The 25,822-nt window shown below is 65.1% G+C and carries 19 protein-coding genes and 1 tRNA gene; 11 read left to right on the forward strand and 9 right to left on the reverse strand.

Going from position 1 to position 25,822, the window contains the following annotated elements:
• Positions 1-90: 90 nt before the first annotated feature.
• The 4 genes from LGH83_RS13800 to LGH83_RS13815 all read left to right on the forward strand — a co-directional run bounded on the left by LGH83_RS13800 (position 91) and on the right by LGH83_RS13815 (position 10,754).
• Positions 91-5,577, forward strand: a complete 5,487-nt coding sequence (locus tag LGH83_RS13800; protein WP_227399156.1) for a GH36-type glycosyl hydrolase domain-containing protein — start codon at positions 91-93, stop codon at positions 5,575-5,577.
• A 132-nt stretch (positions 5,578-5,709) separates the two neighbouring features.
• Positions 5,710-5,784: transfer RNA gene (locus tag LGH83_RS13805), tRNA-Val, on the forward strand.
• A gap of 229 nt (positions 5,785-6,013) precedes the next feature.
• On the forward strand, positions 6,014-7,285 hold the full coding sequence (locus LGH83_RS13810; RefSeq protein ID WP_227399157.1) for a metallophosphoesterase family protein: 1,272 nt from the start codon (positions 6,014-6,016) through the stop codon (positions 7,283-7,285).
• A complete protein-coding gene (locus LGH83_RS13815) occupies positions 7,272-10,754 on the forward strand; it encodes a YhaN family protein (RefSeq protein WP_227399158.1) in 3,483 nt (1,160 codons plus the stop codon). Before LGH83_RS13810 ends, LGH83_RS13815 begins: the two co-directional genes overlap by 14 nt.
• Before the next feature lie 22 nt (positions 10,755-10,776).
• Here the strand turns inward: LGH83_RS13815 and LGH83_RS13820 are convergent, their stop codons facing one another.
• Positions 10,777-11,250, reverse strand: a complete 474-nt coding sequence (locus LGH83_RS13820; protein WP_227399159.1) for a hypothetical protein — start codon at positions 11,248-11,250, stop codon at positions 10,777-10,779.
• A gap of 36 nt (positions 11,251-11,286) precedes the next feature.
• Entirely contained in the window at positions 11,287-11,634 is a 348-nt protein-coding gene (locus LGH83_RS13825; protein ID WP_227399160.1) for a hypothetical protein, read from the reverse strand.
• 253 nt (positions 11,635-11,887) lie between these two features.
• Here LGH83_RS13825 and LGH83_RS13830 point away from each other — a divergent pair, with 253 nt between their 5' ends.
• The 6 genes from LGH83_RS13830 (at position 11,888) to LGH83_RS13855 (ending at position 18,094) form a co-directional block, all read left to right on the forward strand.
• Entirely contained in the window at positions 11,888-12,250 is a 363-nt protein-coding gene (locus LGH83_RS13830; RefSeq protein WP_227399161.1) for a hypothetical protein, read from the forward strand.
• Positions 12,251-12,265: 15 nt separating this feature from the next.
• Complete coding sequence (locus LGH83_RS13835; RefSeq protein ID WP_227399162.1) at positions 12,266-13,156, forward strand: polysaccharide deacetylase family protein; 891 nt, start codon at positions 12,266-12,268, stop codon at positions 13,154-13,156.
• Positions 13,157-13,343: 187 nt separating this feature from the next.
• Positions 13,344-14,468, forward strand: coding sequence for a sugar ABC transporter substrate-binding protein (locus LGH83_RS13840; RefSeq protein ID WP_227401851.1), 1,125 nt, complete (start codon positions 13,344-13,346; stop codon positions 14,466-14,468).
• A gap of 82 nt (positions 14,469-14,550) precedes the next feature.
• Entirely contained in the window at positions 14,551-16,122 is a 1,572-nt protein-coding gene (locus LGH83_RS13845) for a sugar ABC transporter ATP-binding protein (RefSeq protein WP_227399163.1), read from the forward strand.
• Positions 16,119-17,102: an ABC transporter permease gene (locus LGH83_RS13850; RefSeq protein ID WP_131194631.1), complete on the forward strand. Its 984-nt coding sequence runs from the start codon at positions 16,119-16,121 to the stop codon at positions 17,100-17,102. The genes LGH83_RS13845 and LGH83_RS13850 overlap by 4 nt, the downstream gene beginning before the upstream one ends.
• A 2-nt stretch (positions 17,103-17,104) precedes the next feature.
• Positions 17,105-18,094 (forward strand): ABC transporter permease, encoded by a 990-nt coding sequence (locus LGH83_RS13855; protein ID WP_227399164.1) that lies wholly within the window; start codon positions 17,105-17,107, stop codon positions 18,092-18,094.
• Positions 18,095-18,112: 18 nt separating this feature from the next.
• Here LGH83_RS13855 and LGH83_RS13860 read toward each other — a convergent pair whose 3' ends face one another.
• The 7 genes from LGH83_RS13860 to LGH83_RS13890 form a co-directional block, all read right to left on the reverse strand.
• Entirely contained in the window at positions 18,113-18,727 is a 615-nt protein-coding gene (locus tag LGH83_RS13860; RefSeq protein ID WP_227399165.1) for a hypothetical protein, read from the reverse strand.
• 10 nt (positions 18,728-18,737) lie between these two features.
• Positions 18,738-19,106, reverse strand: a complete 369-nt coding sequence (locus tag LGH83_RS13865; protein WP_227399166.1) for a lipopolysaccharide assembly protein LapA domain-containing protein — start codon at positions 19,104-19,106, stop codon at positions 18,738-18,740.
• Between the two features lie 137 nt (positions 19,107-19,243).
• Positions 19,244-19,528, reverse strand: a complete 285-nt coding sequence (locus LGH83_RS13870) for an integration host factor subunit beta (protein WP_131113894.1) — start codon at positions 19,526-19,528, stop codon at positions 19,244-19,246.
• A 63-nt stretch (positions 19,529-19,591) separates the two neighbouring features.
• On the reverse strand, positions 19,592-20,572 hold the full coding sequence (sppA, locus tag LGH83_RS13875; RefSeq protein WP_227399167.1) for a signal peptide peptidase SppA: 981 nt from the start codon (positions 20,570-20,572) through the stop codon (positions 19,592-19,594).
• A gap of 82 nt (positions 20,573-20,654) precedes the next feature.
• Positions 20,655-21,941, reverse strand: a complete 1,287-nt coding sequence (locus tag LGH83_RS13880; protein WP_227399168.1) for an Hsp70 family protein — start codon at positions 21,939-21,941, stop codon at positions 20,655-20,657.
• Between the two features lie 145 nt (positions 21,942-22,086).
• Positions 22,087-23,883 carry a 30S ribosomal protein S1 gene (gene rpsA / locus LGH83_RS13885; RefSeq protein ID WP_131194626.1) on the reverse strand — a complete coding sequence of 599 codons (1,797 nt, stop codon included), beginning with the start codon at positions 23,881-23,883 and terminating at the stop codon, positions 22,087-22,089.
• Positions 23,884-24,160: 277 nt separating this feature from the next.
• Positions 24,161-25,159: an MBL fold metallo-hydrolase gene (locus LGH83_RS13890; RefSeq protein WP_227399169.1), complete on the reverse strand. Its 999-nt coding sequence runs from the start codon at positions 25,157-25,159 to the stop codon at positions 24,161-24,163.
• A 113-nt stretch (positions 25,160-25,272) separates the two neighbouring features.
• Between LGH83_RS13890 and LGH83_RS13895 the strand changes: the two genes are divergently transcribed.
• Positions 25,273-25,689: a DUF4174 domain-containing protein gene (locus LGH83_RS13895; protein WP_227399170.1), complete on the forward strand. Its 417-nt coding sequence runs from the start codon at positions 25,273-25,275 to the stop codon at positions 25,687-25,689.
• Positions 25,690-25,822: the final 133 nt, after the last annotated feature.

The raw sequence follows: 25,822 nt of genomic DNA on the forward strand, positions 1-25,822 counted from the left end.
TCGAGGCTTTACGCTGGTGACAACGGGCGGTTCCGAGTCGCGACCAGCAACTCAGAGGCATGGGCCAAAGGCGGCGTGATGGATCAGAGAATGGCAGAGGCACGGAGCGCGACCACGCCGAACAGCGACGGCTTAGCGCCGCTCGCGGCCGCGATGCTGGTCTTCTCGGCTCTCGGTGCTTTGCTGCTTCCACCCCCACTCGCGCTCGTCGCCGCCGTTGCGCTCGGCGCCGCCGGGCTGGCACTTCTGCAGCGGCGCGTCTCGGGTCGCCTCCCGACACTGATCGAAGCCGCCATCGATATCGTCGCGCTTGGCCTTCTGGCGCATGCGCGGAACGACGCCTATCGGGTCTGGCAGGTGCCGGACACGTGGACCGACGTGCTCGGGCTGACAAATGTCGGCTCTGGCGTCATGGTTTTGCTCTATGGGCTCGCGGCCGCCGCGACCCTCGTCCGCACGCGCCGTCACATCGCGCTGCGCGAGGCAACTGCCGCGGTCCTGCTGCCGCTTCTCTTCAATCTGATGTTGCTGGTCGGCAGCGAGGTGCTGATGCGGCGGCTAGGATTCTGGCTGACGCTCAAGGGTGCGGTCGACGATGCGGTCCGGGCCGTGATCGGGCGCGCCGTCGTGCTTGTCGTCTTCGTCGAGATGCTGACAGGCATCCTGCGCCTGCTGGTCACGGGGACGCTGCCACGCGACCCGCGTGTGCATGTCTTGCTGATCGGCAGTGCGATCCATGCGGCCTTGACGCCGCTGCTGGCAGATCTCAACCAAGTTGTCCCGGGTGCAGGCCCTGTGGTGCAGGACGTGCTGGCGGTTGTGGCCGCCACGCTCTCGCAAGCGGGCCTCTGGGCGCTCGTCTTCATCGTGACCGGCCTCGCGATCGACGCGCTCGGCCGCATGCCGCCGACCTTCGCGACCTTGTCGCGTCATTGGCGGGGCGGGTTGACCAAGGGCGGCATTTATGGCGGCACCTTTATGGCGTTGCTGCTGGTCGCGGGTGCTATTCTGCAAACGCCCGGCATCGTGGCGTTCATGCAAGCCATGCCTTGGCTCGCCGGCCTCATCGGCGGCGCGCTTCTGTTCCCGCTGGCCAGCACCATCGTGGCGAGCGCCGACGGAACGCCGCCGTTCTTCGGCCGCCTGCGCGACGCCTATGGCGCGCCGCGTGCCTATTGGCGTGGCGCCGTCGTTGGGCTGGGGGCGGCGCTTGCGCTCTCGGCCGGCTTGAGCAGCCAGGACGGCCTCAATCGGTTTCTTGTCACGTTCCTGATCGGGGCCCTCGCCTATGGCGGCGTCGATCTTGCGGCCGACCTGATCGGCCGGTCCAGTCGGCAGCGTGCCGTGATGGAAACCTGGCGCATCTATGGTCTTGGGCTGTTGCTCGGCGGCCTCGTCGGCGGATCGCTCGGCTGGTATTTCGATGCGCCGCAACTCGTCGTGGTGGCGACCAAGTTCTGGTCATACGTCAGCCTCACGGGCCACCCGGACGGCACCTTCGCGGTCTATCCGCTGTTCAACAAATGGGGCACGATCGACCTCGGCCATGCGGCCGGTGGCGTCAAACTCTTCTATGACGAATCGCTGTCGGGCGTCATCAACTGGTCGATCGCGGCCCCGCTGTTCAGCATCAACTATTTCGTGCTCGCGGCCCTGATCGATCGCAGTCTGACGCCGCTGAAACTATTGATCAGCCCCAAAGGCTTCGAGAGCCTCGTCGAGCAAGCCGTGCGGGTGCTCCGTTGGGGACTCTGGATGGCCCCCATCATCAATTCGTTCCTGCGCCAGTCACCGGATCCCGCTTGGTACAACCAAGATGGGCTCGTCCGCACCATCGCGGCGACCGCCGCCAACGTGACCTTGCCGCAACATGATTTCCGCTTGTGGAGCCTCGCGCTGTTCACCGGCCTTTTGGCCTATGACTGGCTGCGCGTGCTGATCTGGTTCGACCATATGGGCCTGCGGGTCGCGACCCTGGTCAATCTCACCTTCATCGGCGGCGACCGGGCCGATGAGGCGGCCGCGCGGTTCGCCGGCCATGCGGCGCGCACCCGGATTATCCCGACCGGCATCCGCCGGTTCGCCACCTGGGCACCCTTGTTGATCCCGTTCTACATTCCGCATGGTCCCGAGTGGGACACGGCCTGGACCGGTGCGGAGCAGATTCGCGCCAAGACACCGGCCCTGTCGGGACCAGTCGATAGCCTTGTCATGGCCTATGGGCTGGCCGGGATCGCGGCGCTGGCCATCGCCTATCTGGTGGGGCGACGGTGGGATCGGCGCAGGCCCTCGGCCGTGACCGAGACGATGGCGCGGCCGGACTTTTTCCTAACCGCGCCAGCCAAGTTCAGCCTGTCCAACGGGTTCATGACGGCCGATCTGCTGCCCGACGGACGAGGCCATTCGGCGATCGACGGCTCGGCGCGCGGCAGCCATGGCGTCGACATTTCCAAGAAGCTGACCGACCCCCTGCAGATGCGCGGCCCCTTCTTTTTCCTACGCGACCGGGACGGGGAAGAGAGGTGGAGCATCGGCTACGAGCCGCTCCAGCGTGTCGGCCCCGATTATGCCGCGCATCAGCCGACGCCGAGTTGCGCCAGCCTTCGTAACACCGTCGCGGGCATTCAGGCCGATGCCGAATTGCGCCTCGCCGAAGAAGAGACGATCGAATTCTGGACCATCCGGCTGACCAACACCGAGGCGCGGCCGCGTCGCCTGTCGCTGGCCAGCTTCCGCGAGATCGCGGTGCACGAACTCGGGGCCTATGCGCGCGACCCGGACTTCAACGCCTTGCATGTCGAAACGTGGTTCATGAGCAGCCTCAATGGCTTGTTCATCCGCAACCGGCTGCTGCGCGCGGCCGGACGCATGTCGCCCGAGATCTATTTCCACGCCGTGCGGACAGGCGCCGGGGCGAGGCTCACGGGCTATGAGGATAGCCGCACGCGTTTTCTCGGACAGACCGGCATCCGCGATCCGCAGGGCTTGGCCGAGACCGCGCCGCGCCAAATCGACGATGAAGGCTCGCTCTATACGTTCGACCCCGCGGCGAGCCTGACGGTCGCGATCGATCTGCCGCCGGGCGGTCAATGCGAGCTCCTCTTCGTGACGGGGCGCGCCAACGACGAGCAGCATGCGGCCGAGATCGTGGCGCATCACCTCAAGGTCGCCCGCCCGACCCCTGCCGCGCTCGCGGCCGTCTGGATGCGGACACGCCACATCGATCCGCTGCCGCCGAAACCGGCGACCGCTTGGCCGTTCAGCTTCAGGAAGAACGGGACGGAACTGCATCTGACCGAGGCCACGCCGCGCCCCTGGGCGCATGTTCTGGCCAATGCGACCGGCTTCGGCACGGTGGTGTCGAACGAGGGCGAGATCCACTCGTTCAATGCCAATGCGCGGCAGAACGCGCTGACGCCGTTTCGCTTCGAATCGGTGCCGGTGTCCAACCAGGGTCAAGCCATCTATGTGGTCGATCTCGAAACCGGCGAGGCCGATACGGCTGGCTTCGTGCCGTTCCGGCGTGCCGATGCGACCCATCGCGTCACCTACGGGCTCGGCTCCGTCACCTTCGCGCAGCAACGCGTCGAGACCGAACTTCTTCTGACCGTCTTCGTGCTGCCCGACGCCCCGGCCGACATCCGCATTCTCACGGTCAAGAACAATGCGACGCGCAACCGGCGCTTCCGCATCGTCCCCTATTTCGACATCGCTCTCGACGAGAGCCCGGAGGATAGTCTCGGCAAACTCGAAGCCTCGCGCGACGAACAGACCGAGGCGCTGCTCTTCACCAATCCGCGCAACGACTTCTTCAAGGGCTGGGCGTTTGCGGCCACCAGCCTGACGGCCCCGGTGAGCGAGACGGTTCGGGCCCGCTTTCTGGGCGGAGCCGGGCGCGACCTGACCAACCCGTTCATGGTCGAAAATGGCGTGCCGGATAGCTCGGTCGACGACGACGGCCGTCGCGCCGCGACCTTCTCGGGCGTGATCGAGGTGCCGGCCGGTGGGGAAACCGAGGTGGTGGTCGTGCTCGGGCAAGGCGAAAGCCGCACCGAGGCGTTGACGCTGGCGGCGGCGCTCTGTGATCTGGCGTCGGCCCGCTCCGCCATGCAGGCGACCCGCGCCTGGTGGGCCGAGCGCCTGAACGACATCTCGATCGAAACCAATAATCCGGCCTTTGATCGGCTGGTCAACCATTGGCTGCCCTATCAGGTGCTGGCGTCCCGTCTATGGGGGCGCAATGGCCCGAACCAGCGCGGCGGCGCCTACGGGTTCCGCGACCAGTTGCAGGATGTGCTGCCCTTCCTGTTCTTCGACCCGCATCTCACGCGGCGGCAAATCGTGTTCCACGCCGGCGCGCAATTCCCCGAGGGCGATGTCTTCAAATGGTGGCATGTCGCGCCGGATGGCCGCACGGGCCTCGGTCAGCGCACCCGCGCCTCCGATCCGCATCTCTGGCTGCCCTATGTGCTGGTGCGCTATATCGAGGCGACATCGGACATGACGGTTCTGGACGAGACAGCCGCCTATCTCGAAGGGCCGGCCGTGCCGGACGGCACCGTCGATCTCCTGATCGCGCCGCGCCTCTCGCTTGAAACCGGCGATGTTTACGACCACTGCATCCGGGCCATCGACTACACGCTGGCCCGCATGGGGCCACATGGCCTGCCGCTGGTCGGCACCGGGGATTGGAACGATGGCGTCGATGCGGTCGGGCCGGCCGGCAAGGGCGAGAGCCTGTGGCTGTCGTTCTTCCTGCACGACATCCTCGTCCGCTTCGCCCCGATTGCTCAGGCGCGCCAGGGCGATTCTGCCGCCCAGCGTCTGCTGGATGCCGCGGCCGCCCTTAAACTCGCGATCGCGGGCGCCTGGACGAGCGATCATTTCGTGTTCGACTATGACGATGCCGGCGACGTGCTCGATCCGTTCAGCATGATGACGGCGGCGTGGCCGGCATTGTCGTCCGGCGCGGTCGATCCGGCGCGCGCGCTCACGGCGCTGGAGCATGGCCTGTCGGCGCTCGAAAAACCGGACCGGATTCTGTTGCTGGCTCCCCCATTCGACGAACAGTCCAAACCCTATCCCGGCCGCATCGCGGATTATCCGCCCGGCGTGCGGGAGAACGGCGGCCAATATTCGCATGGTGTGTCGTGGACCGTGGACGCATATATGCGGCTGGCCGACGACGCCAAGCGACGCGGCGATGCCGATCTCGCGGCGCATCTCGTCGGGCGGGCCTTCGAGACCTGGTGCGCGATCTCGCCACTCGGCAAGACCGAGGGCAAGGAGCTCGCGATCTACGGCCTCGCGCCGCATCAGCAACCGGCCGATATTTACGACGGTCCGGGCTATGAGGGGCGCGGCGGGTGGAGCTGGTACACCGGGTCGGCGGCCCGCATGCTGTCGGCCGCCTATGCGGTGATCGGGCTCGAGGTCAGCAACGGCCAGGTCGTCGTCCCGGACGATCTCTTCGCAGCACGCGGCGGATTGTCGATCAAGACCCTCTGCATCAAGGGAAAATACCATCGCGCACCGTTGCGCGAAGGCGATGACCCGGTGCGGACGGCCGCGCAATAGCGCATCGGATCGGGGATCCGGCCGAGAGTGGCCGGCAAAAACACGGCTTGGCGGCGATTGGCGGTTGCGTCCGGCCAATGGTGCGGATATACGGCTGCTTCGCGGTTGTCCCGAGCCGCGTCGGAGATGAGTGGGCGCGTAGCTCAGCGGGAGAGCACTCCCTTGACATGGGAGGGGTCACAGGTTCAATCCCTGTCGTGCCCACCACTCATCGCCTTCGACCTATGAGATGTTCTGGCGTCTTGGCTGCTTCAACTCATTGATGTAGCTGCGGTTTGTCGTGGTGTCGTTCGTTCGAGGTCGAACGCCCTAACGTCGATCGACCGCGGGTTTTGGCCGATGTGTCTTGAAGTTTGTTCTCTGTTCGTTCAGTGTCGCTTGGGGATCCGGGCGGCCGCACCGGCATCGCCGCCTCTCGTGAGCTCTCCGGCTGGGATTGACCGTCATCAGCGCCTTTAAGTTTCTGCACGCGGCGGATCTGCACCTCGATAGCCCGTTACTGGGCCTTTCCGGCAAGTCGATGGATTTTGCGGCGGCTGTCGAACATGCCTCGCGGCGGGCCTTCGACAATCTCGTGGCGCTGGCGATCGCGGAGCAATGTCGTTTCGTCATCCTGGCGGGCGACGTCTTCGACGGCGATCTTCGCGACTTCAAGACCGGCCTTTATTTCCTCAGCGGCATGCGGCGGCTCCGCGACGCGGACATCAAGGTGTTCCTCATCGCCGGCAACCACGACGCGGAAAATCGCTTCGCCGACAAGCTCGGCTATTCCGATAACGTGCATCGATTTGCCCACCGCAAGGCCGAGACGGTCGTGCTCGACGATATCGAGACGGTGATCCACGGCCGTAGCTTCGGACAGCGCGACGTGTCGGAAAATCTCGCGCTCGGCTATCCGGCGCCGGTCGGCAACGTCTTCAACATCGGCATTCTGCACACGGCCTGCGCCGGGAGCGAGGGCCATCACGCGCTCTATGCGCCGTGCTCGTTGGAGCAGCTTATCAATCACGGCTACCATTACTGGGCGCTCGGCCACGTGCATACGCGGGCCGAACTGAACCTCCACCCGCATGTGATCTACCCCGGCAACCTGCAGGGCCGGAACCCGCGCGAGACCGGGCCGAAGGGCGCGACCCTGGTCGAGGTGGTCGATGGCACGATCGTGTCCTGCGTGCACCGCGACCTCGACGAGGTGCGATGGGTGTCGGAGACGATCGATGTGTCGGGCGCGGCCGACCGTCGCGAGATCCTGGAACGGCTGCGCGCGCGGTTGGACGTCATCGGGGTCGAAGCCGGTGACCGGTCGGTCGCCTTGCGGTTGCGCCTCTCCGGCCGGTCGGTGCTGCATGGCGGATTGCTGGTCGATCGGTTCGGGTTGCGCGACGATGTCGAGGCTCTACTGGCGACCTTATCGAGCCCGGTCTGGCTCGAAAAGCTCGACCTTGGTACGCAGCCTTTGGCGACACGCGGTGAGGCAATGGATCCCACCGTCGCGGGGCAACTCGAAGGCGAAATCCGCCGTCTGGGCGCGGCACCGGAAGCCGCCAAACTGATCGACGATTATCTCGCCGAAATCCGGGTCAAAATGCCGGCCGGCTCGCGCACCGACGAGTTGTTCGATTTGGTGCGAGCCGAGGCAGGCGGTCGCGCGGTCGAGATCGCCGTGTCGCTCGTCAGCGAAGCGGAGGATGCGCGTGCGGCTGGATGAACTCGTCCTCGAGCGCTACGGCGCTATCGAGCATCGCCGCCTGACGCTGAACGGACCGGGTCTGACGGTCGTTTATGGTCCCAACGAAGCCGGCAAGAGCACCTGTTTGGCGGCTCTTACGGACTTTCTGTTCCGCATTCCGGAGCGCACTCTGCGGGGCGGCGTCTTCGGCACGGATGTGATGCGGATCGGCGCAACGCTCAGCATGGCCGACGGCCGCTGCATCACGCTGAAGCGGCGCGCTGGTCGTGGCAAGACGCTGATCGATCAAGCCGGAGCGCCCTGCGACGACGCGGTGCTGGCGACGCTGCTGGGATCGACGACGCGCGAGCGGTTCGAGCATTTGTTCGGCCTCGATCACGAGAGCCTGCGCCAGGGCGGCGACCAGTTGCTGCTGGCCGATGGCGAGATCGGTCGCCTGATCGTGGAGGCGGGTGGCGGCCTGCGAAGCCTGATGCGGCGGCTCGACGCGATCGATGCGGAGATCGACACGCTGTTCGCCCCGCGACGCAAGGAAAGCCGCGCTTTCTATAAGGCCCTCGACGCGTTCGAGGATGCCGAAAAGGTCGCCAAAGCTGCCGCCCTGACGCGGGACGCGTATGAGCGGGACCGCAAGACCCATGAGACGGCCCTCAGGCGGCTGTCCGAGGCGCGAGCCGCCAAGCGGGATCTGGCGCAAAGCCTGTCGCGCTTGCAACGGGTGGAACGCGTCATTCCGACTCTGCGCGAGCTCGACGCCGTCGATGACAAGCTCGCGCTTTATGCCGAGGTGACGGGGCTTGCAGAGGATTTTGCCGATCGATGCACGGTGGCGCTGTCGACACGCGACACCGTCGCGGCGGATCTCGCCAGCATCCGACGGCACGTCGCCGATCTCTCGGATCGGCTCGACGTGATGGCGGTCGACACCACTCTGGCGGAGGCCGAAGCGGCGGTGCGGGATATCGAGCAGGGCATGGTGATGGTGTCCCGCGCCCGCAACGACCGCGCAAATCGCTTGAAGGAGCTTGGCGATGCCGAGGCCGAACTGGCCGGATTACGCCAGCGGCTCGGCGTAGGACCGGATGCCGATCTCGAACCCTTGATGCCGCCGCAGCCGGTGCTGGACCGGGTGCTCGCGCTTGCGGCTGACGCCGTGGCACGGCGGCTTCGGCTCGACAATGCGCGCGAGGCGAGTGCGCTGGCCGATGAAATCGTCAGGGGAACAGCACGGCGGATCGAGGCCCTGGTGGGGCGCGGGCGGCACGAGCCCTTCGGCGCGAGCGTGACGACCTTCGCGGCGCTGCCGGTCGAAGCCGAAGGTCTGGCGCATAAATCGCGGCAGATCCTGCGCGACGCCGACATCCTCCATACGCGTACGGTGGCGCTCGGTTTTGTCGATATCGACGCTTTGCGGGCGCTCGTCTGCCCGCCCGCCGATCAACTCCGGCTCGAGATCGAAGCCCGCACCCTGATCGCGGCCGAAGTGACCCGGCAGGTGAGCGCCCATGCGGCCGCAATTCAACAACGCGAGATCGCCCGGGCCGATATCGACCGGCTGCGGCAGGGCGGCGAGATCGCGACCGATGCGGCGTTGGCGGCTGCGCGGGCGCAGCGCCACGAGGCGTGGCTGCCGATCCGTGCCGCTCATCTCGCGGGGCGGTCGGACCGATCGGACATCGAGCGCTCGGCCGAGATCGCGGCGCTCGACGTCGGTCTGGCCCATGCAGACCAACTGGCTGACAGCCGCACGTCCGAGGCGCAACGGGTCGCAACGCTCGTCGAGACCGAGCGTCGGCTGGCGGAAGCGTCTGCCGCGGTCACGGCCGCCGAGACCGCGCGGGCGCAACTCGCCCGATCGCTCGAGCGCCGTCTTGCTGACTTCTGCCGTGCCTTTCCGGAGGCGTGCGAGCGTCGCCCCGAAGCGCCGGCGCTTCTTGCCTTGGTGGAGGCGCGGGCCGATATGCTGGCGCGGGCCGAGGCGATCGAAACAGCGCGGCTCGATGCCGAACAGGCGACTCGATCTCTTGCGCCTCGGCTCCGCCAGTTCGAGGGGGCGGAACGCAGAGCGCTGTTGCGGCCCGAACCGGGTGCTGATCTCGCCGAGCGCGTGCAAGCCTTGGCTCAAGCCATCGCGACCCACGATCAGGCGCATGCGGCCTATCTTCGAGATGAACGCGATCTCGTCGCGCAGCAATCGCAGCATGCGACAGCCCGCCGCCTGCTCGCCGGCCTCGAGCAGGAGGAGCAGGCGTGGATCGCTTCATGGGGTGTCGCCGCGACGCAACTCGGCCTTCCGGCCGATGCGCCGACCGACCTGGGCGCGACACTCGCGTCGCAGTGGAATCGCGCGCGCGGCGAGCTCCGCTCGTTTGCGCAGACGCGGCGGCGGCTGCTTCGCATGGATGAGGACGAGGCGGCGCTGACGGGCCAGATCTCGGCTTTGGCGGCGCCGCTCGGGATCGCCTTGGCGGACGATACGCTGGCGTCCGGTGCGATGCTGGTGGATCGCTGGCGTCACAACAACACGCTGCGGCTTGGCCGCGATGCGCTGGTGCCGGAACGCGACGCTGTCACGGCGGCGCTGCAGACCCGCCAACAGGCCTTCGACGAGGCGGAAATCGTCTTGAAAGGACTGGCCGAACAGGCCGCCCTCCCGGCCGGGGACGATGCGGCGCTGAAGAGGATCGCGGAGCGGCGACGCGATCTTTCCGGGCTGCGGTCGAGCCAGACGCAATTCGCCTCCACGGCCCGGCGGGCCGGCGAGGGTCTCGACCTCGACGTCTTGCGGCGCGAGGCTTTGGGGCAAGATCTCGACGCCGTGCGGGCCGAGGTCGCCGACCTGAAGGGGCGGCTCGACGCGCTCGATCAGACGATGGAAGCCGCGATCCGCGACGAGCAATCGGCCAGCAAGGCCATGGAGGCCCATGAGGCGCCCTCGGCGGTTCAGCGCGCCGTGGTGGATCGTGAACGCGCCACCGCCGACATGCATGCGGCTGTGGAACGCTACGTCGAGTTGCGGCTCGCTCGCGATCTCGTGACCCAGGCGATTCAGCGTGTCAGAAGCGAGCAGCAGGATCCGCTCATCCGCGCGGCGGGCGCCATGTTCGCTCGTATGACCCAAGGCCAATTCGACGGGGTCGAGGCCGACGTCGATCAGAAGGGTGCGCCGGTGGTGCGCGGCATTCGGTCCGGCGGCCGCGGTTCGGAAGCTGTGGCGACCATGAGCGATGGCACGCGCGACCAACTCTTCCTCGCCTTTCGGCTCGCGAGCCTCGCTAATTACTGCGCCGCCACCGAGCCGCTGCCCTTTGTGGCCGACGACATCCTGGTGCATTTCGACGATCGCCGGGGTGCTGCGACGCTCGATCTTCTGGCCGAATTCGCGACCACGACACAGGTGCTGCTGTTTACCCACCATCAGTCCGTGCTGGCAGCCGGCGAGCGGCTGGCGGAGGACGGCCGCGCCTCCATCGTGACGATTGCCTAGACGGCGCTGGTTCGGGCGCGAACTAGGCGCCGTCGCTCGCGTCCGGCTGGTCGGGTGGGGGCAAGGTCCGAACCGGCCTTTGATAGCGGACCTTCAAGGCCGAGCGCCCGGTCGATAACACTCGAAACTCATAGGTGTCGCGCTCGATCACCTCGAAGCGGACCGAGACCCGACCGTTGCGATGGATCAACTCGCTACAGGTGAAATCCTTCTCGGCCGCGATCGTCTTGCCGCGACGGAGAACATCGACGACGCAGCAGATGTCATTGGTCATTTCGGTCGGATGGATGCGGAACTCGACCTCGTAGCTCCCGGGCGACAGCACGCAATAGGGGCCGAAAACGACACAGCCGGCTTCGCCCTCTTGCGTGAGGATATAGATCGCGCCGTCGTCTCGTCTCACTTTGCCGATCGCATAATGCAGCAACGTGTTGGGCCCTTGGTCCTGGATCGTGCCGCGCCAGAGCGCGCCGCGTGCGTCACCGCCGCCTGTCATAGACGCCCCTGACGATACCGCCGCCGGTCGCGTTTGTCAGCGCTGCGCCAGCAGCTCCACGGCCTTCTGCTGCTGCTTGGCTTCGGCGGTTTCCGGCCTCATCCGGCCCGCATCGACCTCCCCGGCCAGCATGAGGCGGTAGTCGTCCAGCGCCTTTTGCTGCTTGGCCAAAGGTCCGGGCGCGACGCTTTCCATATCGGCATTGGTTCGGGCCGCCGCTTCCGAATAGGTGATCTTGTGGGCTCGCGCGAGTGCCAGATTGGCCTCGTTGTTGGTCCGCATCGCGGCGGCCCGTTCGGGTGTCATCCGATCGGCGACGCATCCCGACACCGTCAAGGCCAGCCCCAACCCCACTCCCGCAATCCGTCCGTTCACCGTCGACATCTCCCACTCACGATCGCGTCTTGCCGGTTCGCGCCAGGGCTCTCGGCCGCGCGACTCGACGCGTCCAACGTGAAGCGTGCGGCTCGAGCACGAAAGAGCAAGCGGGGTGGAATCGCGTGCTCGATCCCTGTTTTGCGCGCGCTATGGCAAATAGAGCGCGGTCCTGACCGAAAGTGCGCGCGATCGCGGCTCGGCGTCATCTTGGCTCCGATCCGATCTGGACGGGTTAGAGCCGCGGCTCTAGTATAGAACCATGCGCAAGATCATCCTGTTCGTCGCGGCCTTTGGGGCCTTGGTTTCGGCACCGGCCTGGTCTGCGGATCTGGCGGCGCCCTATCGGTCGTATGGGCTGTCGGATTCATCGCTCCGGTTTGCCGAGCAGATCATCATCAGTCATCATTTGCTGACGCCGGACCAGTTGGCTTGCTCGACGCTCGTGCGCGGCGACAAGGCCATCAAGGAAGCCACCGAAGTGGTGGTTCTCGAAAAGCATGGCGGCGCATGCCCGGGCGACCCGCGCCTCGTTCAGGCTCGTTTCGATCTTTACGTCGACGAGGTGAGCGGCTCGGTGCAATGGAACATCGCCGATCCGATGGTTCTGCAGTCCATTCCCTGATCCTCGTAGCTGAGCGTGCTTCGGACTCATGGGCGCTATGACTATATCCCGATCACGAAGCGACCCGTCTATGATTGGCCGAACGGCAAGCGCCTTGCCGTCTATATCGGGCTGAATCTCGAAGATTTCGCGTTCGGCGAGGGGCTCGGGGCGGAGCTCGCGCCCGGGGGCCCTGCGCCCGATATCCTCAACTTCGCTTGGCGTGATTACGGCAACCGTGTCGGCGCATGGCGTCTGCTGGAGCTGTTCGACGATCTGGCTCTCCCGGCGTCGGTGCTGCTGAACAGCGTCCTCTACGACACCTGCCCGGATCTCCCCGTCGCGTTTCGACTGCGCGGCGACGAGATCGTCGGTCACGGCCGCAGCAATGCCGAGCGGCAAGGCCTTCTTCCGGAGCGTGACGAGGCGGCGCTGATTGCCGAGGCGACCGCCACCTTGACACGGCACGAGGGCCGCGCGCCGGGCGGTTGGCTCGGCCCCTGGATCTCGGAAAGCGCGGTAACGCCCGATCTCCTGCAGGAGGCCGGCTACAGCTATCTCCTTGATTGGTGCATGGACGATCAGCCCGTGGTCATGCGGACCCGTCGGGGCCGCATCCTCGCGGTTCCGTATCCGCAGGAACTCAACGATATTCCGATGATCGTCGGCCGCAAAATCGGCGGGGACACCTTCGCGGATATGATCGTGGATCAGTTCGACGAGATGCTGCATCAGAGCCGCGATGTGCCGATCGTCATGGGAATCGCGCTGCATGCCTATCTGGTCGGCCAACCCTATCGGCTTCGCCATTTGCGCCGTGCCCTCGCGCATATCGCCGGCCAGCGCGACCTCGTTTTCATCACGCGGCCGGGTGCGATCGCGGCGCATGTCCTTTCGTTGCCGCCTGGCATCGTGCCGGGCTCCTGAGCGGCGGCGAGGCGTAACACGAAAAAATCGTACAAAGCGGTGGCGTGATATTGCCGGTCCGGCCCGCTTCGGTTAGTCAGCCTAATGAGCCCAGCACTGCGTTGGGCCCGCGGTTATCCGGCATAACGCCGACAAGAAGTGGCAGAAGCCACTCACGATATCGGTCGACACAACAGGAGGGAACATGATGCGTATGTCTCACATTGCGACTATCGTTGCGGCCGGATTGCTGGCCAGCACCACAATGGCTTTTGCGGCCGGCCCTGAAATCGTTTCTGGCCCGAGCGCTCAACCGGAATGTTTCGTTCCGTGGACGCAGCAGACGAAATACTTCAAATATCCCAAGAAGGCCGGTCCTTATCGCATTGCTTTGGCCAATGGTTTCATCGGCAATACCTGGCGTATTCAGATGATCAAGACCGCCAAGGCCTATTCCGAGCAGCCCGCCGTGAAGGCGCAGCTCAAGGAATTCAAGGTCGTGTCGACCGGCGAGGACATCGCGGCGCAGATCGCGGCCGTCAACAATTTCATCGACTCGGGCTATGATGCGATCGTGATCGACGCGCAGAACCCGACGGCGTTTAAATCCGTCGTGCGTCGCGCCAAGCAGGCCGGCGTGGTGCTGGTCGCTTTCGACAACACGATCGATACCGACGAGGGCATCAACGTCAACGTCGATCAGGAAGGCCTCGGAAAATATTGGGGTGAGTGGCTGGTCAAGACGGTGCCGAACGGCGGCAAGATCCTCGAAGTGCGGGGCGTGACTGGGACCCAGGTCGACACGGATCGACACAAGGGCATTCAGGATGTGCTGAAGGCCTCCGGAAAACCCTACGAGACCGTCGAGGTCGTTGGCAAATGGGATGACGGCACGGCCCAGAAGGTGTCGGCCGACGCGATCTCGATCCACAAGCATTTCGACGGGATGACGGCCCAAGGCGGCTCGACCGGCATGGTCCGCGCCTTCATGGACGCGAAGCAGCCCTTCGTTCCGGCCGGCGCCGAAACCGAGAATGGCTTCCGCAAGCTGTGCGCTGAACATGCGGCCGACGGGCTGAAATGCGCTTCGGGCGGCACCGGTCCGGCTCAGGTTGCCGTGGCGGTCAAGACCGCGATCGCGGCGCTCGAGGGCGACGTCGTGCCGCAATCCATCAAGTTGCCGCTGGCGCGCGTCGAAGATCCTGATTTCAAAGCCGGCGAAAACTTCTATCCGAAGCAGACCGATAACTTCTTCGTCGGTAACTCCTTCCCGAGCTGTGGCATCAATTTCACGGCGCAGGAAATCATGGGTCAGTCCGAGACCAACCAGTAACGTCACGCTGCTTCGACGACAGCCGGGCCTGCGCCCTGCTGTCGCGACAAGGCTCAAGACATCAACCAACGGGTCTCCCTCGATGAACGACGGCAGGATCGCCGATGCGTCACCGCCCTTGTTCCGTATGCAGGGAATCTCCAAGCGTTACGGTGGCGTGCGTGCTCTCGACGGCGTCAGCCTCGATGTCCGCGCCGGGCGCATTCATGCGATCCTGGGGGAGAATGGCGCTGGAAAATCCAGCCTCATCAAGATCATGTCGGGGGTTGTGCAGCCCGACGAAGGAACCCTGACGCTCGATGGCGCAGCCGTTCGCTTCCCCGATCCGGCCGCCGCCAACCGGGCCGGAATCGTCTGCATCTTTCAGGAATTGTCGCTGATCCCCGACCTGTCGGTCGCCGACAATATCATGATCAGCAATCCGCCCATGCGCTTCGGCATGATCGATCGTGCCGCCCAGCGCACCATGGCGATGCAGGCCTTGGCACGGGCAGGGGCCGGCGACATCCATCCCGCCGCCCGTGTGAAGGATTTGCCGCTGTCGCGCCGCCAGCTCGTCGAGATCGCCAAGGCGCTGGCCCGCAACCCGCGCATCCTGATCCTCGACGAAGCGACCTCGGCTCTCACGGCCAGCGACGTTGCGTCGGTGTTCAGCGTGTTGAAGACGCTCCGGTCGGAAGGTCTGGCGCTTGTCTACATCTCGCATCGGATGCAGGAGATCACCGAACTCGCGGATGATTGCAGCGTGTTCCGCAACGGTCGCAACATCGAGACCTATCCGGCCGGCACCAAGACGGACGATGAGGTCGTCAAGTTGATGATCGGCCGCGACTACAGCCACGTCTTTCCGCCGAAGCCCGCCCCCATTCCCGACAGCAAGGTGCCGGCGCTTGAATTACGCCGGCTGTCTTGGGGCGGCCGGCTGAGCGACATTTCGTTGAGCGTCCGGCCCGGCGAGATCGTCGGGCTTGGCGGCCTTGACGGGCAGGGGCAGCGCGAGCTGCTGCTGGCGCTCTTCGGTGTGCTGCGCGGCGTGACGGGTGAGGTGCTGATCGACGGCCGCCCCGTCTCGATCAAAGGGCCTGGCGACGCCAAATCGCCCGCTAACGGGATCGCACTGATCCCAGAGGATCGGAAGACCGAGGGGTTAATGTTGCCGATGTCGGTCGGCCAGAATCTATCCTTCGCGGCGCTCGATCGGTTTACCAGCGGCGGCGTGATCGATCGCGGGGCCGAGCGTCAAGCGATCGATGCGATGTTGCGCCTGCTCGAGATCAAGACCGCCTCGATCGACGTTCCCGTCTCGGCGCTGTCGGGCGGCAACCAGCAGAAGGTGGTGATCGCCAAATGGCTGATGATCGCGCCGAAGATCATCCTGCTGAACGACCCGACGCGCGGCATCGACGTCGGCACCAAGCAGGAGATTTATCGCCTGCTGCGCAAGCTTGCCGACGATGGCGCCGCGATCCTGCTCTATTCGACCGACTATGCCGAACTCATCGGCTGCTGCGACCGGGTCGCGGTCCTGTATGACGGATCGGTGCGGCGCATGCTGGCCGGCCATGACATCACCGAACATGCGCTGATCAGCAGCGCTCTCAATATCGACACTCCAACCGGGGAGGCCGGCGCTGCGCCGGCGCATGTCTCGTGAGCGATTGGCGCTATCGCCTGAGCGAGCATAAGGCGACGATCTTCGCCGCGCTCGTGTTCGTCGTGATCTTCGCGATCTATACGGCCAACCACCCGGCCGGGTTCAGCGCCAACGTCGTGCAGACGGCCGCCAACAAGGGCGTGCTGCTGGCCTTGATCGCCGTCGCGCAGACCTTCGTGGTGTTAACGGCCGGCATCGATCTGTCGCTTGGCTCGATCTTCATTCTCTCGAATTGCCTGGCCTCCTGGATCGTCATCGGGTCGCCGGCCATGACGGCGCTCGGGATCCTCGGTGTGATGGCGACGGGGCTCGCCTGCGGTGCGATCAACGGCGCGCTGGTGATCGTCGGACGTCTGCAGCCGATCGTCGCCACCATCGCGACCAGCGCGATCTTCTTCGGACTGGCGCTGCAGTTGCGCCCGCAGCCCGGCGGCGACATCAACGGCGACCTCGCCGATGCGATCACCGGTCAATTGCCCGGCGGCATTCCGACCAGCGTCGTCGCGCTGGCGGTCGTGATGCTGCTGATCTGGGTGCCGTTCCGCCGCTCGCTCACGGGGCGCGCCGTCTACGCGGTCGGCTCATCCGAGGTGTCGGCCTATATGTCCGGCGTACCGGTGCGCCGCGCCACCTTCACGGCCTATATGTTGGCTGGGCTTTTCGCGTCCCTTGGCGGCCTGATGTTGGCCTTCTTCACCTCCTCCGGGGAGGCCTCGTCGTCGAATGCAGCGACCTACACGTTGAATTCCATCGCCGCCGTGGTGATCGGCGGTGTGTCGCTGTTCGGCGGCTCCGGCAGCGCCATCGGGGCGATTTTCGGTGCGTTGATCTTCCGCACCATCAACGACCTGTTGTTCGTGTTCGACCTCGACCCGCTCTGGCAGCCCCTGTTCCTCGGGCTCGTGCTGCTGGCCGCTGTGTGTCTCGGCTCATTCCGCCTGATCAGCATCCGCAATCGGCTCGACCTTTTCAGGCAATGACCATGCAGCCCGGCTCAGCCACACCCCCCATTTCCCGTATGCCCGCGATCCTGCGTCGGATCGATCCGGCGGTCGCGACCGCCTTCGGCTGCATCGTCGTGCTGCTGCTGGTCGGCAGCCTCTATTCGAGCAGCTTTCTGTCCCCCGACTATCTGCTGCAGCAGCTTCAGGTCGGCGCCTTCCTGGCCATGGTGGCGACCGGCATGATGATCGTCATCCTGCTCGGCCAGATCGACCTGTCGATCCCTTGGCTGATGGCGGTGGGTGGCATGATGTCAACCGCCGCCGCGGGCTGGGGCCCCTGGGGCGATGTCGTCGCCATTCCGTTCGGCGTGTTGTGTGGGCTCGGGTTCGGGCTGATCAACGGCGTCGGCGTCGCCTATCTGCGGGTGCCGTCGATGATTTTCACGCTTGGTATCAATGCGGTCGCGCAGGGCCTGATGATCTTGCGGACTGGCGGCTCGGCGCCGCAGGATATGGCGACCCCCACCATGCACGAACTCGCGACCGGGCATCTCGTCGGACCAATCCCGAACGCGGTGTGGATCTGGGTCGTGGTCGGGCTCGCGACCGTGTTTCTGCTGACCCGCACGAGTTTTGGCCGGGCCGTTTACGGTATCGGCAATCAGGAACCGGCCGCCTATCTGTCCGGCATCCCGAATCAGCGGATCGTTCTCCTGGCGTTTGGCCTTTCGGGGGCGCTGGCCGCATTCGGAGGCGTGTTGCTGGCGGGCTACTCGACCAAAGCCTATCAGGGCATGGGAGACGCCTATCTGCTGCCCGCCATCGCGGCTGTGGTGCTCGGTGGCACCTCGATCCTCGGCGGCAAGGGATCCTATCTCGGCACCACGGCGGGCGTCATTCTCATCACGCTGCTACAATCGATCCTCTCGGTCATGCAAATTGCTGAATCCGGCCGCCAGATCATCTATGGGGTCGTGATCCTGGCCATGCTGCTGCTGTATGGACGATCGAAGCGCACCAACGGCTGACGGCCGGATGGGTGAGGTTCAGCGCCGATCCGGCGCACAGCCGCGAACGACGGTCGCGGCGCCAAAGGTCGCCCGAAGTTTGGCGCAGCCCCAGGCATGCAGGGGTGCGGGCGCGTAAGCGTTGAGCACGATGCCGAGCGGATCATCCGGGGTCGCTGTGTTGTCGACATAGCTGTACCAGCGCGCCGCCACGAGGCTGCCAATCCCCAGTGCCAGGATCAGGCTTGTGCGCCGGGCGCGGGAGCGGCGTGGCCGTGGCGCAAGGTCGGCAGCATCGGTCCGACCGTCCGAGCGGCGTAACAGCATCAGCGACATCGACCACGCCGTCACGATCAGCGCGACGGCGAACAGCATGGCGCCGCCACCGAGCACGATCAGCAGGGGCACCATGCGACCATCGACCCAGGTGGCCGCCACGGCTCCATCGCTATGGAACCACAGATATCCGCTCCGGCCGAGCTGATCAGCTGTCGCGAAGCCAGAGATGCGGAAAGCGGCGACGCCCGCACAGGCTGCGAGGGCCAGCAAGGCCGCGACGATCAGCCGAAGCGGCCGCCAGACGCGGGCTGCCGGGAGGCCCGTTCTCGGAGTCACATCGTCGATCGGAATTGCAGCGGGCGACGCGTCGCTCACGTCGGCTGCCTCAGGCGGCGGTCTGCCCCGGTAGTGACGGGTAGGTCCCGGCATTGTCGTTCGAGCGACGGCTTTGTTGCTCGAGATCGGCCTTCAAACGTGCAACTTCGGCGCGAAGCTCATCGCTTTCGCGCTTGGCCAAGCGGGCCTCGCGGCGGAACCGGCCCTGGCCGAACCATGTCGCAATGCCGCCGATGATGATGCCGGTTCCGATCACGATCAGGATCACGACGAAGAGGGGACCGTTCAGCGCGAAAGCTGGGATGTCGGTCGCGAACGGATCGAACGACACCGTGACGCCCTGGCGATTGGCGACCGCGAAGGCGACGGCGATCAACGCCAGCGGCACCAAAATCACGAGTTTCAGAAACGTCTTCATGGGATATCGAGACCTTTCGGACGCGGGGCGATCGTGCGGGACAGTTTAGAATATGACGCCAACGATGTGGGCCAGGATTGTGTCCTGCCGTCGACGACCCTGTCCCAATTGTCCGAGGTCGCAACGCTCGGATAATCTCAGGCGCTGACGTTCAGGCGCTCGCGCATTTCTTTGCCGGTCTTAAAAAATGGCACGGCCTTTTGGTCGACATCGACATGCGCCCCGGTGCGCGGATTGCGGCCGAGGCGAGCATCGCGGCGCTTGATCGAGAAGGCGCCGAAGCCCCGCAACTCGACACGGTCGCCCCGCGTCAGCGCATTGGTGATCTCGTCCAGGATGGCGTTGACGATGCGTTCGACGTCGCGTTGGTAGAGGTGTGGGTTCTTTTCAGCGATTCGCTGGACGAGTTCCGACTTGATCACCTTGGCCCCAAATCCGCTACGGCTGGGTCACGATAAGGCTCAAATTCCGTGCCCCGTAACCCTTCAATTTACTCCGCTACCCTGCCAAATGGAGACCAGACCGTCAAGCTTCGGGGCCTCTTCGAGAGCGGCGGTCTGATGCAGCAGATGCCCGACCATTGGCCAGCCGAGCCCATCGGCCAGCGTTGCGGCGGCGCCAAAAAGTCCAAGCCGCTCAAGGCTTCGGTCGGTTTTCCAATCGCGAATCGGTAATCCTTTTGCGACGCCTTTTTCGGTTTCGAGCCAGGCCACGGCATCCTCTTCGCTGCCGATCTGGTCGATCAGCTTGAGCGGCATACTTTGCCGGCCGGTGAAGACGCGACCATCGTCGACGGCGGCGAGATCGGTGTCGCTCATGTGGCGGCGGTCCTTCACCAACGCCTTGAACCAATCGAAACTGTCGCTCACCAGGGAGGCGAGTGCCGCGCGGGCCGCATCGCTGGTCGGCTCGAAACCGTTCGGCGACGCCTTGAGCGGCGCCGACTTCACGGTCTCGACTTTCACGCCCACCTTGTCGAGCAATCCGGAGACGTTGGGAAATTCGAACAGCACACCGATCGAGCCGACGAGGGAATTCCCGCGCGCCACAATATGATCGGCCCCAAGAGCCGCGATATAGGCACCCGACGCCGCCATGGTGCCGACAGTCGCCACGACCGGCTTCTTGGCCGCGACCTTGCGGATCGCATCATAAAGACGCTCCGAGCCGACGGTGGTGCCGCCGGGGCTTTCGAGCGACAGGATAAGGGCTGTCGCATTCGAGGTCGCGATATCGTCGAGGAGCTTGATGGTAGCGTCATCGCCCGTGATGACACCTTGGATCTTGAGGCGTGCAATATGCGGCACCAGCGTGCCGGCGCCGCGCGGACCAACGATCTGCAACCCGATGCCGACCAGCGCCAGAGCGACGATCACGCAGGCGATGGCGCGCCAGAAGAATAATTTGCGCCTCATCCGGCGGCGGTCGACAAGGTAATCGGCAGTTGATCCGGCGATATGGGACATGAGGATCTCGGCGAGGAGGACTGTTCGGCCTAGTCTACCCCCGAACGTGCCACGAGGGAATTGTCCCGCTCCGACCCCGCACTTACCGTCGGGCTCGGTCGGCCGCCAGCAAAGCGAGACCGGACGCGACGGATTGGAACGCGTTGCCGGTATGCAGCCGCTCCGGGCCGAAGCGATCCTCGAACAGCCGCCGCACGGCCGGCACGTAGGAGGTTCCGCCCGTCATGAACACGGCATCGATGTCATCGGTGCCGAGACCCGAGGCCACCATGGCCTCGTCGGTCGCGGCCGAGATACGGGCGAGGTCCGGTGCGATGAAGCGCTCGAAGTCGCGACGCGTCACCTTGGCTCGAAGCGTCACGCCGCCCGAGTTGAAATCCAGCTCGGCCTGCTCCTCGGATGAGAGCCGCATCTTGACGGCGCTGATGGCGCGGTAGAGCTCGAAGCCGAGATCCATGTCGAGAAACGTCATCAGCGCTTCGATCCGCTCGGGCACCTCGCTCGAAGCCGCGAGGCTCTTCAACTCGGCCATGACCTTGCTGGTCTTGAGCCACGACAATTGATGCCATTGGGCGAAGGCCGCATGCACATAAGCCGGGAAGGGCAGCAGCTTGTCGAACGAGCGGTAATGGCTGTTCTTACCGAGTTGCGGCGAGACCAGATGGTCGACCAGCCGATAATCGAACGTGTCGCCCGCGACGCCGACGCCCGAATGGGCCAGCGGTGTGCCCTCGAGGCGGCCAGCCGAGTCGCGCGTGAAGCGGATGACCGAGAAATCGCTGGTGCCGCCCCCGAAATCGGCGACCAGCACGGTTTCGTCGCGTTTGAGATTGCGAGCGTACCAATAGGCGGCGCCCAGTGGCTCATAGGCGAGATCCACCTGTGGCAGACCGGCTTCTGCGTAAGCGCTTTGAAGCCGCTTGACCGCCAGCGCCTCATCGGGTCGCCCACCGGCGAACACCACCGGACGGCCGCCGACGATCGGCACGTTCGGCGTGATGACGCGGTCGCGGTCCTGCGCCAGCAGATGATTGAGAAATGTTGCGATCAGCGCCTCGATCGTGAAGCGCTTGCCGAACAGCCGCGTCTCGGTGAACGAGGCCGTCGCCACGTAGGTCTTGATCGATTGGACGAACCGATGATGGCCGTCGGGCGAGAGGGCGCGCTGGAGCGCGTCCGGGCCGCCGACATGACGCAGTGTCGCCTTCGGCATGCGTCCCTCGCTCCAGAACGTGAGGGCGGTGCGAAACACCTCGGACGGGCCCTCGGCGGACGGCCAGGAGATGTTTTCGACGCGGCCATGCTGGTCCGCGATCGCGACGGTCGAGTTGGTGGTGCCGAAGTCGATGCCGATGGCGTGAGTCATCATGGGTGTCCCGTGGCTCAAGGGTCGGTTGAGGCTTCGGCGTCGGCGCGAGAACCGACGGCGACGAAAAAGCCCGCGCGGGGTAATGCCCCGCGCGGGCTTCGATGCGTGTCCTATCCGGGGCAGGAAGGCCCCGGAGCGTGACGTCTTAGTTCTGGTTGTCGCGCTGACGCTTGAGCGCCGCACCGAGAATGTCGCCCAAGGACGCGCCGGAATCAGCCGACCCATATTGAGCGATGGCTTCCTTTTCCTCGGCCATTTCGAGCGCCTTGACCGACACGGCGACCTTGCGGGCCTTTCGGTCGAACAAGGTGATGCGTGCATCGACCTTTTCGCCAACCGCGAAGCGGTCCGGACGCTGATCGTTGCGATCGCGCGCCAATTCGGCGCGACGCACGAAGCAGGTGAGGTCCGTCCCGGCAATCTTCACATCGACGCCGCCATCGCGAACTTCGATGATCTCGCAGGTGACGACCGCGCCCTTGCGCAATTCGCCCGGGCCGCCAGCCGGAGCCGGGGTGGTGCCGGCCGTAGCCGTATCGGTGCCCGCAACAGCGGATACCGGCTCGGAATCGGCAGCCTTCGAGACGAAGGGGTCGCCGGCGAGCTGCTTGATGCCGAGCGAGATGCGCTCCTTCTCGATGTCGACGTCAAGCACTTGCGCCTTGACCATGTCGCCCTTCTTGAAGTCGTCGATCACCTGCTCGCCAGGCTTCGTCCAGTCGAGGTCGGAGAGATGGACCATGCCGTCCACATCGCCTTCGAGGCCGATGAACAGACCGAATTCGGTCTTGTTCTTGACCTCGCCTTCGACGATCGAACCCGTCGGGAACTGCTCGGCGAAGCTCTCCCACGGATTGGCGAGCGTCTGCTTGAGGCCGAGCGAGATGCGTCGCTTGACCGGATCGACTTCCAGCACCTGAACGTCGACTTCCTGGCTCGTCGCCACGATCTTGCCGGGGTGGACGTTCTTCTTGGTCCACGACATTTCGGACACGTGGATCAGGCCCTCGATCCCCGGCTCGAGCTCCACGAAGGCGCCGTAGTCGGTGATGTTGGTGACGCGGCCCGACAGGCGCGCCTCGATCGGGTATTTGGCCTCGATGCCCTGCCACGGATCGTCCAGCAGCTGCTTCATGCCCAGCGAGATGCGGTGCGTCTCGTGGTTGATCTTGATGATCTTCACCTTCACGGTCTGGCCGATGTTCAGCACTTCCGTGGGATGGTTGACGCGACGCCATGCGATATCGGTGACGTGCAGCAGGCCATCGATGCCGCCGAGGTCCACGAACGCGCCGTAATCGGTGATGTTCTTCACCGTTCCGTCGATCACCTGACCCTCTTCGAGGTTCGCCACGATCTCGTGACGCTGCTCGGCGCGGGACTCTTCAAGCACGGTCCGGCGCGACACGACGATATTGCCGCGACGTCGATCCATCTTGAGGATCTGGAACGGCTGCGGGATGCCCATCAGCGGCGCGACGTCGCGCACCGGACGGATATCGACCTGCGAGCGGGGCAAGAACGCGACAGCGCCGTCGAGGTCGACCGTGAAGCCACCCTTGACCTGGTTGAAGATGACGCCTTCGACCTTTTCCTGCTTCTCGAACGCCTTTTCGAGCTTGACCCAGCTCTCTTCGCGACGGGCCTTGTCGCGCGAGATCACGGCCTCACCGAGCGCGTTTTCGACGCGTTCGAGATAGACCTCGACTTCGTCGCCGACCTTGGGTGCGGCTTCGCGGTTCGGGCCGGTAAATTCCTTGAGGGCAACGCGACCTTCGGTCTTCAGACCGATGTCGATGACCGCGACATCCTTTTCGATGGCGACGATAATACCCTTGACGACGGTTCCTTCGAACGCATCGTTATTGCCATAGCTCTCGTCGAGCAGAGCGGCAAAGTCTTCACGCGTCGGGGTGCGTGAGTTGGAAACAACAGCGGACATTCAATCTCCTGGAGTGCCCTTGACGGGCGGCGCCGGCCGGGTTGGTGTTTCAGGGTGCCTGTCGACGCCGACGATCGTCCGTTATCGGAGCGATCCTCCGCCCCAAAGGGGCGGGCCGGCGCGGGGCCGGCGATGGCAGGCGGTTGGTCGTCTCGAAACCGAAACGGCCCGATCCCAAAGATGGGGCCGGGACGGCGTAACAGCAACAGAAGAGCGCCATAGCAGAAACCTGCCGGAGACGCAACGGAGCGAGAGCGGTGCTCCGTTCGGCCGTGTCTCAGCGCGGCGGGATGACCCGCGTTTCACCCACGTCCAAGGTCGTGAAGTCATCGATATTGAGCCCCGCCTCGGCGCGGGCTTGGCCAAGGGCGAGAAGCGGCTCGTCGATCGGCTCGTCGGTCAATTGGACCGTACCAAAGTGCATCCCGATGCTGTGGCGAGCCTGCAAATCCTGATGCGCCCGAACGGCCTCGGCCGGATTCATGTGCTGGCTCTGCATGAACCAGCGCGGCTCGTAAGCGCCGATCGGTAAAAGCGCGACATCCGGCGCGCCGAGGCGTCGGCGGATTTCCGAGAACCAGCCGCAATAGCCGCTGTCGCCCGCGACATAGATGCGGCTCGCTCCGCTCTCGATCATAAAGCCGCCCCAGAGCGTCTGGCGGCGATCGCTCAGCGATCGGCTCGACCAATGTTGCGCCGGCACGAACGTGATGGTCACGCCGGGGCGAAGCTCGATCGCCTGCCACCAGTCGAGTTCGGCCGCGCCCGAAATGCCCTTGCGCGCCAGATAGGCGCCGTTGCCGAGGCCCGTCACGATGGGAACCCGCTTGCCGAGGGGGGATGGCCGCGTCCGCAACGCGCGGAGGCTCGGCAGATCCATGTGGTCGTAGTGGTTATGGGTGAGCAGAACGAGGTCGATGGGCGGCAGCTGGTCGATCGACAGGCCCGGCGGGCGGACCCGTTTCGGCCCGAGAAAGCTGATCGGGCTCACCCGCTCGGAAAAGACGGGATCGACCAGAATGGTGCAGTCCGCGGTTCGGATCAGGGCGCTCGCATGGCCGATGAATGTCACGGCGACTTCGCCGGCATCAATGCGCGATGGAGCGGGCGGGTAGGGGAGATTGTCCCGATGAGCGGGCCATAACGCCCGATGTCCGGTTCGCCTCCAGCGCAAAAGATCGGCGGCAGTTTTGTCGGTATCGACGCCGGGATTGAAAAAATGCGTTCCGTCGAAATGGTCGGAGCGCGGATGGGGACGTGGTGCGGGAAGCTGCATGGTCCCGATCTTAGCGCGGTCGCAGGGCGGCGTGCACTGCGAAACACCGGGCAAGCGAACATCGGAGCCGTGGCGGCGTTGATCCCATGATCTTGTTTCGCAGGGACCCGACCATGACCCAGACGTTTCTGATCGCCGCTTTAACGGCTTCGACCTTCGTGGCGGCCATTTCCCCGGCCGGTGCGGCAGCCAATCCGCTCGCGCCGTATCGATGGACGCATCGTGTTCTGCTGGTGTCGGCTCCTTCGGCCGACGATCCGCAACTGCTTGAACAGAAGACGATGTTCCGGGCGATGCAGAAGGGTGCCGCAGAGCGTGATCTCGCGCTCGTCGAGGCGGTGGGCGACGGCGCCAAGGCACGAGCCCTCCGGGCGGCGGCCGAGGTCGATGGTGTAGGGTTTCGCGTGCTGCTGATCGGCAAGGATGGCGGTACGAAAATGTCGTCCGAGACGCCGCTCGGCCCCGACGTCCTGTTTCCGACCATCGACGCAATGCCGATGCGCCGGGACGAAGCAGCCCGTCAGCCGTGACGAGCTCGCCTACGGCGTTTGCCAGGAGGTGGACCGGGCTTGCGACTGGTTTGCGACCGCGCGTTCGGCCATGCTGCCGACGACGTGGTCTTTTCGCCTGACTTGACGGGTCGATCCGCAGGAACCGCAAATG

Source organism: Lichenihabitans sp. PAMC28606 (assembly GCF_020616535.1).
GTDB lineage: Bacteria > Pseudomonadota > Alphaproteobacteria > Rhizobiales > Beijerinckiaceae > Lichenihabitans > Lichenihabitans psoromatis.

Coding starts and splice junctions, on each gene's coding strand:
- LGH83_RS13830 (WP_227399161.1), top strand. CDS start 11,888: ATGCGCAAGATCATCCTGTTCGTCGCGGCCTTTGGGGCCTTGGTTTCG.
- LGH83_RS13865 (WP_227399166.1), bottom strand. CDS start 19,106: ATGAAGACGTTTCTGAAACTCGTGATTTTGGTGCCGCTGGCGTTGATC.
- LGH83_RS13890 (WP_227399169.1), bottom strand. CDS start 25,159: ATGCAGCTTCCCGCACCACGTCCCCATCCGCGCTCCGACCATTTCGAC.
- LGH83_RS13895 (WP_227399170.1), top strand. CDS start 25,273: ATGACCCAGACGTTTCTGATCGCCGCTTTAACGGCTTCGACCTTCGTG.
- sppA (WP_227399167.1), bottom strand. CDS start 20,572: ATGTCCCATATCGCCGGATCAACTGCCGATTACCTTGTCGACCGCCGC.
- LGH83_RS13825 (WP_227399160.1), bottom strand. CDS start 11,634: ATGTCGACGGTGAACGGACGGATTGCGGGAGTGGGGTTGGGGCTGGCC.
- rpsA (WP_131194626.1), bottom strand. CDS start 23,883: ATGTCCGCTGTTGTTTCCAACTCACGCACCCCGACGCGTGAAGACTTT.
- LGH83_RS13880 (WP_227399168.1), bottom strand. CDS start 21,941: ATGATGACTCACGCCATCGGCATCGACTTCGGCACCACCAACTCGACC.
- LGH83_RS13845 (WP_227399163.1), top strand. CDS start 14,551: ATGAACGACGGCAGGATCGCCGATGCGTCACCGCCCTTGTTCCGTATG.
- LGH83_RS13840 (WP_227401851.1), top strand. CDS start 13,344: ATGCGTATGTCTCACATTGCGACTATCGTTGCGGCCGGATTGCTGGCC.
- LGH83_RS13800 (WP_227399156.1), top strand. CDS start 91: ATGGCAGAGGCACGGAGCGCGACCACGCCGAACAGCGACGGCTTAGCG.
- LGH83_RS13820 (WP_227399159.1), bottom strand. CDS start 11,250: ATGACAGGCGGCGGTGACGCACGCGGCGCGCTCTGGCGCGGCACGATC.
- LGH83_RS13855 (WP_227399164.1), top strand. CDS start 17,105: ATGCAGCCCGGCTCAGCCACACCCCCCATTTCCCGTATGCCCGCGATC.